Here is a 14,407-nt window from a genome sequence, read left to right as displayed (position 1 = left end):
CGACGGGACACAACGGTCAGTGGGTGGGGACGCCCGGCCGGAGCGGGTCGACCCGCCGATCGCCGAACGGGGTCCACGGGCGCCAGGCGCCGCCGGGCCGGTCCTGTACGCGGGTACGGATCCGGCCGTCCGTCGTGACGGCGAAGACATGGAGCCGTCCGGTGGCGTCGGCCGCCGCCGTCGGCGTGGCGGCGAGCGGGACTCCGGGCTCACCGAAGTCGTCGCCGGGGTCCCAGGCCCCGCCGGGCGTGTGCTGCCGGCGGTGGCTGAGCCGCGCGCCCCCGGGAGACAGCGCGAAGGCCTCCAGGCGCCCGTCGGCGCCGGGGGCGAGCATCGGGGCCGCGTCCGTCCAGCCGAACAGCGACTCCCAGGCGTCCCAGCCGCCGCTCGGCACGGACTGGCGCCGCTGGAAGGCCCCCACGCCGGACGGGCCGATCGCGACGACGGCCAGCCTCCCGCTGCCGTCGCGGGTCACCCGGGGCGCGGAGCCGGCCGCGGTGCCGAAACGGTTCCACTCCGTCCAGGGGCCGTTGGCCGACGTCTGCCACCGGTGGTTGACGGCCGTCCCGCCGGGCGCGAGGGCGAACACCTCCAGGCGTCCGTCGTCGTTGGCCGCGACGACCGGCGGTGCGCCCGCAGGACCGCCGAATGCGCCGTCCCACGGCTCCCAGACCGGCGACCCCGGGGACGACTGCCGCCGGCGCGCGACGGAGGCACCGCCGGGGCTCAGGGCGAACACCTCAAGACGGCCGTCGGCGTTGCGTGCGACGGCGGGGGCTGCGCCCGCCGGGCCGCCGAACTCCTCCCAGTCGTGCCAGCCGCCGTTGGGCCGCTGCGCCCGGTGGTGCAGATTGATGCCTCCCGGCGCGAGCGAGAAGACCTCGAGGCGGCCGTCGGAGTCACGGCCGAGCGTGGGGACGGCCCCGGCCGGCCCGCCGAAGGTCTCCCACTCCGACCAGGTGTCGGTGTACGGGTCGAGCTGGACGCGCCGCAGCATGGAGCGGTCACCGGCGTCGAGCGCGAAGACGGTCAGGCGCCCGTCGACGTCGAGGCCGGCGACGGGATTGTCCGGGCTCTGCCACGGTGGTGGCGTGTCCCGCCAGGCCAGCGGAGCCACGTACAGTCCCTGCCGGAACCATCCGGCGGTGCTCGCGTACCAGGATTCCCCGTCGGCGAAGACCTCGGCGGCATGACCGGGGACGTGGCCCGCGTAGCCGGTCAGGTCGAAGTGGAAGGGGTCGCGCGACGCCAGCACGTCGGTGCCCTCGTAGCCGTTGCGCGGCCCGATGAACAGGTAGTACCAGCCGTCCCGTTCGACGAGGAAGGGCGACTCGGTGACGGACACGGTGGCGTCCGTGCTCTCATCGGTGAACGCGACACCCGGCGCGCTCCAGTGGACGAGATCGGCGGACCGCCGGTGGGCCACGACATGGTGGCCGCCCGGGCCGGACAGTTCGGTGTAGTACATGACCCACTCGCCGCCGATCCGGACCACCATCGGATCGCGGGCCGCGAGTCCCCGGAAGAGAGGGCCGGACGGCTCACGGGTCCAGGTGAACAGGTCGGTCGAGGTGGCGAGGTTGACGGCGGCACCGCTCGCTCCGCCGGCGGCGTAGAACATCCAGAACGTCCCGCCCGCCTCGACGACGTGCGGCGCCCAGAGGTGTTCCTCCCCGAAGTAGGAGGGGTCGACGGTGAGGGCGTCGGCGTGGGTGGTCCACGGTCCGTGCGGAGTCGACGCGGAGGCATGGGCGAAGGAGATCTCCCCGGAGCTGTCCGGGGATTCACCGGGCGGTGCGCTGTCTCCGACGATGCTGAACAGGTGCCAGCGCCCCTGGGCCTTGATGAGGGTGTGGTCGTTGAGGTAGCGCGGACGGGTGGGGGTGGACGGGTCGTAGACGTGGGTGGAGGGGGCGGCGACGCCGAGCCATGAGGCGGGCGGGGCGGCGGCGGTCGGTGCGGAGGCTCGGGCGCGGTCGGGGCCGATGGGGGCGGCGGTCGCGGCTCGGCCGGGGACCAGGAGCGGGACTGCACCCGCCCCGGCGGCGCCGCGCAACAGGTTCCGGCGGCTGATCGGAAGCATGCTCGTCTCTCCAGAGGACCTTCGTGGCCGGCCGTGCCGCTGGGGCACGGCCGGCCACGGGTCGGGGATGGGCGGCGGTCGGACGATGGTTCAGTTCATTACGGGACCCGCGGTGTTGTTCACCCAGCCCCACTCGGACCAGCTCGAGAATCCGGTCTGCCACCGGTGATAGGTGCCGGCGTGGCTGCTGCCGAAGACCTCGATGCGCCCGTCCGCGTTCGTGGTCGCCGTGACTTCGGTGCCGCCCGTGCCGAACGTGACCCACTCGCCGTAGGGCGCGTTGGCACCGGTCTGCCAGCTGTGCATGGCGGTCTCACCGTTCATGGCGAAGACCTCCACGCGCCCGTCGGGCGTCCGCTCACTGCTGAGCTGCGCATTCGCGGGACCACCGGTCGGCTCCCACTCCGACCAACTGGTCGGACTCGTCTGGTACTTGTGGAAGACACCCACCGGACCGGAGGCGAACACCTCCAAACGACCATCGGCGTTGTGGTCCACGGTCAGGTCGTGACCGCCACCCCCGAAGGTGTCCCACTGCGACCAGCCACCGTTCGGGGCGGTCTGGTACTGATGCTGGAAACTGTTCCCGTTCATGGCGAACACCTCAAGACGCCCGTCCGGGGACTTCTCCATCTCCACCCGACTGTCCGCGGGACCACCACCGGCGGACTCCCACTCCGACCAGCCACCGTTCGGAGCCGCCTGATACCGGTGGAACAACCCCACGGGCCCCGATGCGTAGACCTCGATCCTCCCGTCCGCGTTGACGCCGGCCGCGATGTCGCGACCACCGCCGCCGAAGCTCTCCCAGCCCGACCAACCACCGGACGGGTTCAGCTGGTAGCGGTGCTGGAAGGTGCTCCCGTTGATCGCGAACATCTCCAGACGCCCATCGGCATTGGGCGCGATGGCGAGCTCCGCGTTGCCCGGCCCGCCGAGCGACTCCCAGGCCGACCACTCACCGTTCGCCTGGAGTTGCCAGGCGTGGTGGACACCGTCGGCACCGGCCGCGAACACCTCAAGACGCCCGTCCGCCGACCGCGCCGACACCACCCGCCCCGACTCCACCGGGTATACCAGGGGTCCGGGCCCCGGTTCGTGATGCCCGAGTCGGTCCACGGCGGCCTGCGCTTCGTCCATGTGCCGCCAGTGATGGCCCTGGTTGTAGGTGGACCAGGGCTGCCAGTACGTACCGCCGTTGGAGATCTCGAAGGCGGCGTTCGCGTTGCACTGGGCGTCGTAGGCGCAGGCGTCGTCGACCTCGGGATGCCAGTAGTCGTTGATCTGCCAGAGGCCGCGGTCCCTGGAGGGGGGCGTGTTGTTCTGGACGTTGGTCGCCGACGGGTTGCAGCTGGACTCCGCGAGAGCGACGGCGACGGCGGTCACCAGACCGTCGCCCCGGAAGCCGGCGCTGTAGCCGGTCTGGGCGCAGAGGTCGCTGGGTGCGGCCTGCGCCGGCGAGGCGCCGACGAGGACACCTCCTGCGACGAGCAACGACGTCAGCAGCGACAGGACGATCCGGTGCGGAGCACCGCGCCGGGTTGACGTGGGTTTCGTCGGCGAGGAGCGCTGGACGCTGGTCACCTACTGCCTCCTTCGGCTGTCGTGGTGGGTCAGTTGAGGACGGGACCCGCGGTGTTGCTGACCCAGGCCCATTCGGACCAGGTGGCGGGACCGGTCTGCCACCGGTGATAGGTGCCGGCGTGGCTGCTGCCGAAGACCTCGATGCGCCCGTCCGCGTTCGTGGTCGCCGTGACTTCGGTGCCGCCCGTGCCGAACGTGACCCACTCGCCGTAGGGCGCGTTGGCACCGGTCTGCCAGCTGTGCATGGCGGTCTCACCGTTCATGGCGAAGACCTCCACGCGCCCGTCGGGCGTCCGCTCACTGCTGAGCTGCGCATTCGCGGGACCACCGGTCGGCTCCCACTCCGACCAACTGGTCGGACTCGTCTGGTACTTGTGGAAGACACCCACCGGACCGGAGGCGAACACCTCCAAACGACCGTCAGCGTTGTGGTCCACGGTCAGGTCGTGACCGCCACCCCCGAAGGTGTCCCACTGCGACCAGCCACCGTTCGGGGCGGTCTGGTACTGATGCTGGAAACTGTTCCCGTTCATGGCGAACACCTCAAGACGCCCGTCCGGGGACTTCTCCATCTCCACCCGACTGTCCGCGGGACCACCACCGGCGGACTCCCACTCCGACCAGCCACCGTTCGGAGCCGCCTGATACCGGTGGAACAACCCCACGGGCCCCGATGCGTAGACCTCGATCCTCCCGTCCGCGTTGACGCCGGCCGCGATGTCGCGACCACCGCCGCCGAAGCTCTCCCAGCCCGACCAACCACCGGACGGGTTCAGCTGGTAGCGGTGCTGGAAGGTGCTCCCGTTGATCGCGAACATCTCCAGACGCCCATCGGCATTGGGCGCGATGGCGAGCTCCGCATTGCCCGGCCCGCCGAGCGACTCCCAGGCCGACCAGTTGCCGTTCGACTCCATCTGCCAGGCGTGATGCACACCGTCCGCGGCGGCCGCGAACACCTCAAGACGCCCGTCCGCCGACCGCGCCGACACCACCCGCCCCGACTCCACCGGATACATCAGCGGCGGCCTGGGCGGCTGACCGCCACCGCCCGGGGTGCAGGGCAGCGTGATGCCACCCTCGGCGAGGTAGAGCTCGGGGTCGATGCCGTACGTGGCGGACGGGTCTCCCCAGATCCGCAGATGGAGGTGGGAGCCGGTCGAGTTGCCCTCGGCTCCCATCAGGGCGATCCGCTGCCCGGCCACGACGCGGTCGCCGACGAAGACGTCCCGCTGGTACATGTGCCCGTACTCGGAGATCCGCCCGTCGGAGTGCTGGATGCGGATCCACTGGCCGTAGTCGCCGGTGTAGCCGGAGATGGTCACTTCGCCGTCACCCACGGCGTAGATCGGCGTGCCGATCACGTCGCCGATGTCCACGCCGTTGTGACCGCTGTGATAGGGCTGGGTGACTTCGCCGGTGGTCGGGCACGCGGCTGCGGAGGTGGCGGCCCGGGCGGCGGCCGGGGTCGCGGCCACCAGTCCCGGCAGAAGGGTGGCGATCAGCGCGAGCACACAGGTCATCGCGCGTCGGGACAGTGCGGGCATCGGGGATTTCGGGGACATCGAAGGTCCGAGAAACACGAGAGGCTCCTCCCCTTGGTCGGCTCGGGGTGGGTGGGATGGTCGCTGTCAGCGGCGCCGGAAGCGCGCCGTCACGCCTTGCGGAGCCGGCCGATGATGCCGTCGATGTCGCGCTGCATCATGTCGTGGCGGATGAAGTGGCCACCGGGCAGCTCGTACCACTCGTGGGGAATCCCCGCGTTGCCGAGGAGCGAGCGGAACTCCCGCTGGCCGGCGAGAACTTGGGACTCGTTCGCGGTGTCGAACCAGTTGATCGGATCCGGGCTGGTGCCGGCCACGAGGAAGACCCGCTTGTTGCGGTAGCTCTCGATCCGCTGCACGGGGTTGTCGGCGCTGACCCGGGCCTCGTCCCACAGCGGTGCGCCGTAGATCGTGCCGCCGTTCAGGTCGAGCGCCGCGGCCGAGGCGTTGGCCCAGTGGCCCACGAGGCCGCCGTCCCGGCGCAGGCTGGCGGGGCCGGAGTGGGCGCTGACCGAGGCGAAGTGACCGTAGTACTTGGCTGCGTACTTCAGCGCGCCGAAGCCGCCCATGGAGAACCCCGCCACCGCGCGGCCGTCGTACTCCGCGAAGGTACGGAAGTTCGCCTCCACCCAGGGAAGCAGCTGGGCGATGTGGAAGTGCTCCCAGTTCCGGGGGCCGACGTTGGAGCTGACGGGGTTGGAGTACCAGCCCGCGTGGCCGCCGTCGGGCATGACCACGATGATCGGCTTGCCGGCGGTCCAGGCGCGGATGCCCTCGCGGTCGAAGGTGATGAAGTCCTGGTCCGTACCGCCCCCGTGGAAGAGGTAGAGGACGGGGTAGGTGCGACCGCTCCAGTGGTAGTCGTCGGGGAGCAGTACGTTCACCGCGGGGTTCCAGCCGATCGCGTCGGTCGCGAAGCGGTAGTACCACATCCGGTGGTCGCTCTCGTTGCGGTCCACGATGTGCAGACCGAAGCCGTCACCGGCCGCCGAGGCCGCCGACGCCCCCGCGAGGACGCCTCCGGCGCCCAGGGCCATCGCGGCCGTGAGCCCGCCGGCGGACTTGAGGATGCTTCTGCGGGTGGGGCGCTGCGCGGTCAACGTGACCTCCTGCTGGGGAGCGTGACGAACGTGGTTCCTGGCCGCTTGGAAGTTAGCGACGAGGACGCGCGCCGGAGCACCCGGAACCTTCCGGAGGGACACGGAGGGACCCGCTGGGGTAGAGGCGGAGGCAGCGGTCAGGCCGGGGCGATCGCGATCCCGGTCGTGCAGGCCACCGCGGCGACGGCCGCGCGGGCCCGGTCCGTCCACTCCAGCAGGCGGAGGTCGCCCTGGCCCGCCTTGAGCCGGGCTTCGCCGCGGACCCACAGGCGGAGCAGCGCCGGGCCGGGATCCGGTTGGGCCGCGGCCTCCGCCAGATCCGCTTCGGGGAGCAGACGGCGGAGTACGTGTACGGGGCCGGGGCGGCGTGTCGCGGGCTCGACGTCGATGCCGATCGCGCCCGGGCCCACGGCTGCCGCGACCAGGCCGTCGGCGTGGCTGAGGCTGACGCCCACCCCGGGGTGGCCGCGCAGGTACGGGCGTCCGTGGCCGTGCCGACCGCACACGGGGCACAGCTGGGCCGGGGCCGCCGCGTCCAGCGGCAGGCCGGTGAAGCGGGCGATGCACAGGCGGACGAGGAGTCGTGCCGCGACGACGTCGTCGCGGCGGCTGGGCAGCCGTATCCCGGTGAGGCGTCGCTGCTCCCAGGGGGCCAGCAGGCCCTCGTCCAGGTCGGGGTGGGCGAGGACCTCCCGGGTGGTCGCGACCACGGCCAGGGCCGTGTCCCGGCCCGGCCTCGGATCGGCAGACCTCGGACCGGCCGACGTTGGATCGGCCGGCCCCAGAGCAATCGGCCCCAGAGCAATCGGCCCCGGAGCAGTCGGCCCCGGACCACGTGTCATCGGACCGCCCACATCGGAGGGGCGCTCAGCCGGCGGCGGCGCTCAGGAAGCGCTCCTGGACGCGGCCCAGCGTACGGAAGTCGTCGATGGTGACTTCCTGGAGGTCGATGGTGCTCCCGGAGAGCTCCTCCAGGAGGTCGATGAACTCCAGGAAATCCATCGAATCGATGAGACGCGCCTCGATGAGGTCCTCGTCGTCGGCGATCGGGCCGTCCAGGCCGGGGTTCTTCTCGTGAAGCCACTCGGCGATGCGTTCCATGGGGAGGGGTCGCTCCTTGCTGCTGCCGCGGGGTCGCGGGTCGGGGGGTCGCGGAGATTCGGGTCTCAGAGGCGGGCGTCGCGGAGGCGGTCCAGGGCCTGCTCGGGGGTGCCGTGGGCGAGGATCATCGCGTGGACCCAGCGCTCGATCCCGAAGGCGACGCATGCGCTGTACGCCGGCCCCTCCGAGCCCGCGCGGATGTCCAGCCGTTCGCCGAAGAAGTTGCGGTGCCGGTTCACGGAGGCGATGGCCGTGCCGTCGGGCGCGCAGAACTCGTGCTTGACCGGGTCGAGCGCCATCAGCTTGGCGCGGGAGCCGCCCTTGTCGTAGAACGGGTCGTCGGCCACGGCCCTGTTCAGTTCCAGACCGAGGCGCGCGGCCGCCTCCAGGATGAACTCGGCGCCCTGCTCAAGGTGTTCGACCGAGCCCTGCTTGGTGCCGAGGTAGAGGACTTCGCGCATGTGGAAGCCCCACAGACGGCGCAGGCCGTCGTAGTGGGTCTCGTTGCGGAAGCAGCGGCCGGCGGCGGAGAGGCGGAGGCCTGCCTCTCCGACGTCCCGGCCCTCCAGGGAGAGCAGCAGTCCGTAGCAGGTCGCGGACGGCAGCAGGTAGCCGGTCGGCCGCAGCGGCAGCTCCCCCGGCGCCTCACCGGCCGCGAGCCCGTCGAGCGCGTCCGGGGCGAAACGCCCTGCGGAGACGCCGAGATGGGGGAAGTTCCGGAAGAAGTCGAGGCGCGCCAGGCCCTCCACGGACAGCAGCGGCGGGCCGACGACCTCGGGCGCCGAGAGCCGCGCGGCGAGTCCGGTGAGCAGCTCGTCCAGACCGTGCAGGAGCGCGGTCCGGACCGGGTCCAGCGTGATCAGGCCCGCACCTGGGCTCTTCAGGCCGCCGTCCGGCAGGGCCGTGGTGCTGGTTGTGCTCATGGAAACCGCTCCCTCTGGGCGTGGGCGGACGACGTACGGGTGAACGCCCCTGGATGTGGTCGCCGTTGACCGCGATGCGCGGCAGCAGTGAAGCCGGCTGACGTCCCTGGAGGGATCGGACCGCGCAGGGGGACACTAGGTCAGCCGCGCGCAGGTTGTCTAGACCAACGTCGACAGGGTCGGCTCCGCAACTCCGCATATTGAGATGACACTTGACAACGACTATGGTCTAAACCAATCGTTCTGAACGGCGTGGCCGTCGTACCCGCGCCACGGCGCAGCCGTCCGTCCATGCCGTCCACCCCGCCGTCCGTCCATGCCGCTCGCCACCGGCCCCGCGCCGAGGGTTTCTCCGTGCTGTCCACCGGCCGGGGAACGCGTGCCCCGACTCCCGCCCTGGAGGGACCACATGACGACGCCCGCACCCCACCGCCCCCGCCGCCGCCCCCATCTCCACCGGGCGGCCTCGGACCTGCCGTACTTCAGCGCGGACGGCGAGTCCTATCTCGCCCAGACCACCCTGCGGGAGCTGAAGAAGTCCCAGCCGCTGCGCGTGCTGTCCGAGGAGGACTTCGCGCACTGGCAGACGTACGGCTACGTCATCGTCCGCGAGGCGATACCGGCGGAAGCCGCGAAGCGCCTGCTCGACTTCACCTGGGACTTCCAGGGCCTCGACCCGGACAAGCCGGAGAGCTGGTACGAGGACCGGCCGTTCCGTTCCGAGCTGGACCAGCAGCTGCACGTCTACGGATTCGTGGAGGCGTACCACCACCAGCTCCTCTGGGACAACCGGCAGGCCCAGCGCGTCTACGACGCCTTCGTGGACGTCTGGGACTGCGAGGAGCTGTGGGTCACCCAGGACCGGCTCAACCTCAACCCGCCCAACCGCGGAAACCGTGACCGCGCCCTGATCGAGCCCACGGACCGCGGCTTCGACATCGAACTGCACTGGGACATCGACACCACGCTCGGGGTCCCGCCGCAGCGGGTGCAGGGGATCATCGCGCTCAACGACACCCGGCCGGAGTCGGGCGGCTTCCAGTGCGACCCGGAGCTGTTCCGCCGGTTCGAGGAGTGGAAGATCGTCCAGCCGGCCGACCGCGACCCGCTGCGCCCCGACGTGGACCGCTCGGAGTACCCCGTCGTACGCCCCGACCTGCGCCCCGGCGACCTGCTGATCTGGAACGGTCTGCTCGCCCACGGCGTGGCGCGCAACGTGTCCCAGGACCAGGTGCGGGCCGTCCAGTACCTGTCGATGATGCCGGCCCTCGAGGAGCACGAGCGGCTGAAGCGGTCCCGCGTCGACTCCTGGCGGCACCTGCGGACCCCGCGCTGGAACCGGACCCTGGTCGGCGACCCCGTACTCCACGAGTCCAAGCGGTACCCCACGGCCACCTTGAACGAACTCGGCAGCCGTCTCCTCGGACTCACCTCGTGGAAGGACGCGGGCGGAGCCTCGACGGCCGAGGGGAGCGCGGGCACGGGCACGGCCGAGGGGAGCGCGGGCACGGGCGCGGGCGCGGGTACGAACACGGACACCGGCGCGGACACCGGCGGGTCCGCCGCTCGCGGCCAGGGCGGGGAGCCGGCGTGCGCCGTGTCTGTCTGACCCTTCCCACCGACCGGGCCTGCGGCGCGACCATCAGGGCCGTGGCCGAGGAGGCCGGCTACGGCGCCCGTTCGTTCGGCGTCGAGGTACATCTCCTCGTCCTGGACTCCTCCGGGGCGGAGGTCCTCGCCGAGCACCGGGAGGTCGTGGCCTCGCTGCCCACGGTCGCCGGTGTGGTCGTGCACCACTTCGACGAGGACGATCAGCGGACCTTCCTGCGGGAGGTGATCGCCCGGTCCGGCATCCCCGCACCCGACCACGTGCTCGATCTGATGCTGCCGGACCGCGTCTCCTACGGGGCCTGCACCAATCGCGCCTTCCTCATCGCGGAGGCCCTGGGCTGTACGTCGGTCCACCGCAGGGACTCGGACAGCCGCTACCAGTACCTGGACGGCGAACCCGTCTTCCCGCTCCACCACGAGCTCACGGCTCTGGGGCGGCGGGCCGCCGACATGACCGGTCTGGTGTCCCGGAGCAGGCTCGACCCCGCCTGCGCGGACCGGCCGGTGGCCCTGGTCGGCGGATCCTTCGTCGGTGAGATGTCCGTGGACGTCGAGGAGATCCGCCGGCTCGACCCGGATGTCTACGAGGACGTCGTCGGCCTGTCGATCCCCTCCGGCTACCCGGAGATCTGGCGCAGGAACCTGATCGCCGAGTCCTTCCGGGGCGCCGGGACGGCCCCGCACACCGGCGACCGGACCACCCTCATGAGCGTCAGCCCGATGCGTGTGGACATGTGCAACATCGCTCTCGACCGCGAGGTGTACGGCCGGGTACCGCTGCCACCCGCCACCGACACCATCGGCAGTGACTACTTCCTCATCCATCTGGTCCACGACGCCCGGCTGCCGGGCGTTCTCCACAACCGACACATCGTCAATTTCCATACGGGCGAGCGCCGTTCCGACGCAGGGTTCCTCGCCTACCAGCTGCGGTTCGCCAAGTTCCTGCTCTCCGCCCCGCACTTCAACGCCGTGTACGCCGCGATGAAGGAGGCCGGTGACGCGCTGCTCGACACCGAGGGCCACGTCCGGGCGTCCACGGTCGCCGGGTTCGTCAGGGACAGCACCCGCGTGGACCGGTCGGAGAACGCCGGACGGCTCGCTGTCCTGGACCGCTCGTACCGCACCCTGGGCGGCCGCTACGCCACGGCCGCCGGCGTCCTCGTCTCCGTCCGCGAGCAGCTCCTCGACGAGGCCCGGCAGGACATGGAGGAGTTCGCCCTCCTGACCGACGCGTGGGAGGCACTGACCGCCGCGAGCCGGGCGCATCACCGCCCCGAGCTGGGCCCGGACCTGTTTCACGAGCCCGTGAGAGGCATCGCATGAACCCGCACCGTGACCGCGAACGTGACCTTCGCCCGAGGAGCGCGCAGACCCTCACGGTCGCCTATGCCGGCGGCGAGGAGCGCCGGGGCCCCGTCACCATGGGCCAGGCCAACATGATCCGCTGCATGCTGCGGGACGAGCCCGAGCACATCAACATCCACGACGTGTGGCCGGTCCCCCGGGGGACCCGGACGGAGTCCGCGATCGAGGCGCTCCGGGAACTCGCGGTACGGCACGAGGCGCTGCGTACGACGTTTCCGCACACCCCCGGGAGCGCTCCCCGCGAGCAAGCGGTCGCATCCGAGGGGACGTTCACGGTCACCGTCCTCGACCACGACGACCTGCCCGCCGATCCCGCCGCGTACGCCGAGTCGTCGGCCCGCCGGGCCCGCGCCGAACGCTTCCATCTGGACCGGGACTTCCCCCTCCGCATCTCCCTCGTCGCCCTGTCCGGCGCACCCGTCTTCGTGACCATGGCGGCGAGCCACGCGGTGACCGACGTCAGCGCCCTCGCGGTCCTCAAGGAGGAATGGCTGAGTCTGCTCGCCGGTGAGACGCTCCCGCCGCCGACGTCCCTCACGCCGCTCGACCTCGCCGCCGAGGAGGCGACGCCGGCCGGTCTCCGTAAGTCCGAGGCCTCGCTGCGGTATTGGGATCGGATCATCCGGACCGGACCCCAGGCCATGTTCGCGGAGCCGGGCGCCGAGGGCACCGAGGTGCGGGTGCCGCAGCTCACCCTCCGGTCCCGGCGGGCCGCCCGGGCCCTGGCACTCGTGGCCGAACGCACCGGCGGTATGCCGTCCACCGTGCTGCTGACCGCATGGTGCGCGCTCATCGCCCACCGTACGGCTCAGCCCGCGTGCGTGGCGGCCGTCCCCACCTCCAACCGTTACCACCCCCGGCTCGCCCGGTCGGTGAACACCCTGTCCCAGGACGCGCTGCTCTCCCTCGACGTCCGGGTGCCGACCTTCGACGCGCTGCTCAAGAAGGCCTGGGGGGCCGCGCTCAACGCGTACCGGCACAGCCAGTTCGACGCGGTGGCCCTCTGGGGGATGATAGGGAAGGCCACGCACGAGCGGGGCAGCCAGTTCGCGCGCGATGTCGTCTTCAACGACGTCAGCACGCTTCCCGCGACGGTCGCCTCGGTCACGTCCGCGACCGAGGCGGGGCCGGCGGACGCGGAGCCGGATGCGCCGGACGTGGAGTCGGATACGGCCACCGGCCCGGATCTGGAACTGAGTTGGGGCCCGGACCAGGTCCTGCCGACCCGTGTGCTGACCTTCGTCTACGCGACCGAACCGCTGATCCACCTGAGCACCTGGGCGGATCCCGCACTGTTCAAGCGGGACGAGGCGGAGGCCTTCCTGCTCGGCCTGGTACGGCTCCTGGAAGCGGCCGCCGCGGACGACGTACCGCTCGCGTCGCTCACCGAGGTGACGGGGGTCAGGCCGGTCGAACGCGGTCCGCGGTGGTGCCGCGTGGACGGCTCCTGGACATCGCCGCCGCTCGTGGCGGAGGCGCTGCGCGAGGCCCTGGAGGGCGTGCCCGTACACGTCACCGTGGAGGCCCCGGCCCCGTACGGAAGCACGCCGGACGAGCCGGCCCTGACGGCGTACATCGCCGCCGGCGACACCCCGCTGACGCCGGAACGGGCCCACACCGCACTGATGGACGCGCTCCCCGGCCGCCCGGGAGTACTGGCGCCGCGCCGGTACGTGATCGTCCAGGACCCGCCGGCGGAGGCGGACCGGAGCAGCGCTTGGCTCCGGCAGCAGATTCTCAGGGAAGGGACCGGCCGGGACCGGGATGTGACATGACGATGGATGAGGTAACCGCGCAGTCGGAGCAGGGCTCTCCCCCCAGCCCGTGGCGGTCGAGTCGCTTCCGGTTGTTCTTCACCGCGCGCAGCACGTCGCTGCTCGCCGACGGCATGCTGATGGTGTCGCTCACGACCGCCGTCCTCGGCGCGGGCTACGGGGCGGGAGGTGTGGGATACGCGCTGGCCGCGTGGATGGCGCCGATCGTGCTCCTCGTGCTCTTCGGCGGCGTGCTCGCCGACCGGTTCACGCCGCAGGTGATGATGGTCGGCGCGGACGTGGTGCGCATGGTGGCCATGCTCGCGCTCGCGGTGCTGCTGATCGGCTCGGACGTGCGGCTGTGGCACATCATGGCGTTGCTGGCGCTCAGCGGCGCCGCGACCGCGATGTTCCAGCCGGGTCTGGCGAGCCTGGTCCCCCAGGTCGCCGAGGACATCCAGCGGGCGAACGCGCTGCTGCGCATCTCCGAGGCGATCTGCACCCTGCTCGGGCCGGGCGTGGCAGGCCTGCTCGTGGCCTACTGGAACGTCGCGGGCTCCTTCGTGGTCATCGCGGCGGCGTATGCGCTGAGCGCGCTCGGCCTGGCGCCGCTGCGGAAGCTCAGCACCGCCAAGGACGAGACCGACGACCCGATGTGGCACCGACTCGCCACAGGATGGCACGAGTTCAGGACGCGCTCCTGGCTGTGGGGGGTCATCGCCGTGTGGGCGGTGTACGGCCTCTTCGTCTTCGGCCCCGCACTGCCGCTGGGCGCGGCGCTGCTCACCGAACAGCACGGCGCCGGCGGGTACGGCTGGATCGCCTCGGCCGACGGCGCCGGCACGATCATCGGCGGCCTGCTCGGCATGCGGGTCCGACCGCGCCGCCCCCTGGTCGCGGGGGCCTGCGCGATGTTCTTCTTCGCCCTCAACCCCCTTGCTCCGGCTCTGGGTTGGTCCTTCACGGTGACGGCGCTCACGGGGGTCGTGGCGGGCTGCGGGTTCGCGTTCTGGGGAGTCATGTGGGCGACGAGCGTGCAGTCCCACATTCCGCTGGCCGTGCTGAGCCGCGTCTCGGCGTACGACGTGGCCGGTTCCATCATGGTCATCCCGCTGGGCCGAGCCCTGGCCGGGCCGGCGGCGGACGCGTACGGCGCGGACCGGGTACTGCTGTTCTCCTCGGTCATGGGCATCGCCCTCATCGGCGTCATGCTCGCCGTACCGGCCATCCGCGCGCTGGGGCGGTCACCGAAGGAGTCACCGGCGACGGAGGAGGCGACCGCGACGGAAACATCGACAGCTACGGAGACCGCGGACGCCTAGCCTCACAGGCCCATCCTGCC

General features: G+C 71.6%; 11 protein-coding genes. 4 read left to right on the top strand and 7 right to left on the bottom strand.

All coding sequences use genetic code 11. The features are described from left to right. Positions 1 to 16: 16 nt before the first annotated feature. From OG462_RS37405 to OG462_RS37375, 7 genes are all read right to left on the bottom strand, one after another. Positions 17 to 2,083 (bottom strand): family 43 glycosylhydrolase, encoded by a 2,067-nt coding sequence (locus OG462_RS37405; protein ID WP_406064813.1) that lies wholly within the window; start codon positions 2,081 to 2,083, stop codon positions 17 to 19. Between the two features lie 90 nt (positions 2,084 to 2,173). Continuing rightward, the gene (locus OG462_RS37400; RefSeq protein WP_406064812.1) at positions 2,174 to 3,667 is read right to left on the bottom strand and encodes a hypothetical protein; all 1,494 of its coding nucleotides are present in this window, start codon (positions 3,665 to 3,667) and stop codon (positions 2,174 to 2,176) included. 29 nt (positions 3,668 to 3,696) lie between these two features. Next, on the bottom strand, positions 3,697 to 5,211 hold the full coding sequence (locus OG462_RS37395; protein WP_406066864.1) for a peptidoglycan DD-metalloendopeptidase family protein: 1,515 nt from the start codon (positions 5,209 to 5,211) through the stop codon (positions 3,697 to 3,699). Between the two features lie 107 nt (positions 5,212 to 5,318). Continuing rightward, on the bottom strand, positions 5,319 to 6,308 hold the full coding sequence (locus OG462_RS37390; protein ID WP_406064811.1) for an alpha/beta hydrolase: 990 nt from the start codon (positions 6,306 to 6,308) through the stop codon (positions 5,319 to 5,321). 137 nt (positions 6,309 to 6,445) lie between these two features. Beyond that, entirely contained in the window at positions 6,446 to 7,108 is a 663-nt protein-coding gene (locus tag OG462_RS37385) for a 4'-phosphopantetheinyl transferase family protein (RefSeq protein ID WP_406066863.1), read from the bottom strand. Between the two features lie 67 nt (positions 7,109 to 7,175). After that, positions 7,176 to 7,409, bottom strand: a complete 234-nt coding sequence (locus OG462_RS37380; RefSeq protein ID WP_406064809.1) for an acyl carrier protein — start codon at positions 7,407 to 7,409, stop codon at positions 7,176 to 7,178. A 65-nt stretch (positions 7,410 to 7,474) separates the two neighbouring features. Continuing rightward, the gene (locus OG462_RS37375; protein ID WP_406064808.1) at positions 7,475 to 8,332 is read right to left on the bottom strand and encodes an aminoacyl--tRNA ligase-related protein; all 858 of its coding nucleotides are present in this window, start codon (positions 8,330 to 8,332) and stop codon (positions 7,475 to 7,477) included. A gap of 409 nt (positions 8,333 to 8,741) precedes the next feature. Between OG462_RS37375 and OG462_RS37370 the strand changes: the two genes are divergently transcribed. From OG462_RS37370 to OG462_RS37355, 4 genes are read left to right on the top strand one after another with little or no spacing between them, the layout of a single operon-like run. After that, positions 8,742 to 9,941, top strand: a complete 1,200-nt coding sequence (locus tag OG462_RS37370; RefSeq protein ID WP_406064806.1) for a phytanoyl-CoA dioxygenase family protein — start codon at positions 8,742 to 8,744, stop codon at positions 9,939 to 9,941. After that, positions 9,923 to 11,269 (top strand): DUF6271 family protein, encoded by a 1,347-nt coding sequence (locus OG462_RS37365; RefSeq protein ID WP_406064804.1) that lies wholly within the window; start codon positions 9,923 to 9,925, stop codon positions 11,267 to 11,269. Before OG462_RS37370 ends, OG462_RS37365 begins: the two co-directional genes overlap by 19 nt. Beyond that, a complete protein-coding gene (locus tag OG462_RS37360; RefSeq protein WP_406064802.1) occupies positions 11,266 to 13,086 on the top strand; it encodes a condensation domain-containing protein in 1,821 nt (606 codons plus the stop codon). The genes OG462_RS37365 and OG462_RS37360 overlap by 4 nt, the downstream gene beginning before the upstream one ends. Beyond that, positions 13,083 to 14,387 carry an MFS transporter gene (locus OG462_RS37355; RefSeq protein WP_406064800.1) on the top strand — a complete coding sequence of 435 codons (1,305 nt, stop codon included), beginning with the start codon at positions 13,083 to 13,085 and terminating at the stop codon, positions 14,385 to 14,387. The genes OG462_RS37360 and OG462_RS37355 overlap by 4 nt, the downstream gene beginning before the upstream one ends. Positions 14,388 to 14,407: the final 20 nt, after the last annotated feature.

Source organism: Streptomyces sp. NBC_01077 (genome assembly GCF_045162855.1).
Lineage (GTDB): Bacteria > Actinomycetota > Actinomycetes > Streptomycetales > Streptomycetaceae > Streptomyces.
The sequence above is the reverse complement of the archived record's forward strand: the minus strand, read 5'-3'. Positions and strand labels throughout refer to the sequence as shown.

What these genes read in the sequence shown, in the direction of transcription:
- OG462_RS37405 (WP_406064813.1), bottom strand. Translation starts at nt 2,083, where the DNA reads ATGCTTCCGATCAGCCGCCGGAACCTGTTGCGCGGCGCCGCCGGGGCG.
- OG462_RS37395 (WP_406066864.1), bottom strand. Translation starts at nt 5,211, where the DNA reads ATGCCCGCACTGTCCCGACGCGCGATGACCTGTGTGCTCGCGCTGATC.
- OG462_RS37380 (WP_406064809.1), bottom strand. Translation starts at nt 7,409, where the DNA reads ATGGAACGCATCGCCGAGTGGCTTCACGAGAAGAACCCCGGCCTGGAC.
- OG462_RS37375 (WP_406064808.1), bottom strand. Translation starts at nt 8,332, where the DNA reads ATGAGCACAACCAGCACCACGGCCCTGCCGGACGGCGGCCTGAAGAGC.
- OG462_RS37370 (WP_406064806.1), top strand. Translation starts at nt 8,742, where the DNA reads ATGACGACGCCCGCACCCCACCGCCCCCGCCGCCGCCCCCATCTCCAC.
- OG462_RS37360 (WP_406064802.1), top strand. Translation starts at nt 11,266, where the DNA reads ATGAACCCGCACCGTGACCGCGAACGTGACCTTCGCCCGAGGAGCGCG.
- OG462_RS37355 (WP_406064800.1), top strand. Translation starts at nt 13,083, where the DNA reads ATGACGATGGATGAGGTAACCGCGCAGTCGGAGCAGGGCTCTCCCCCC.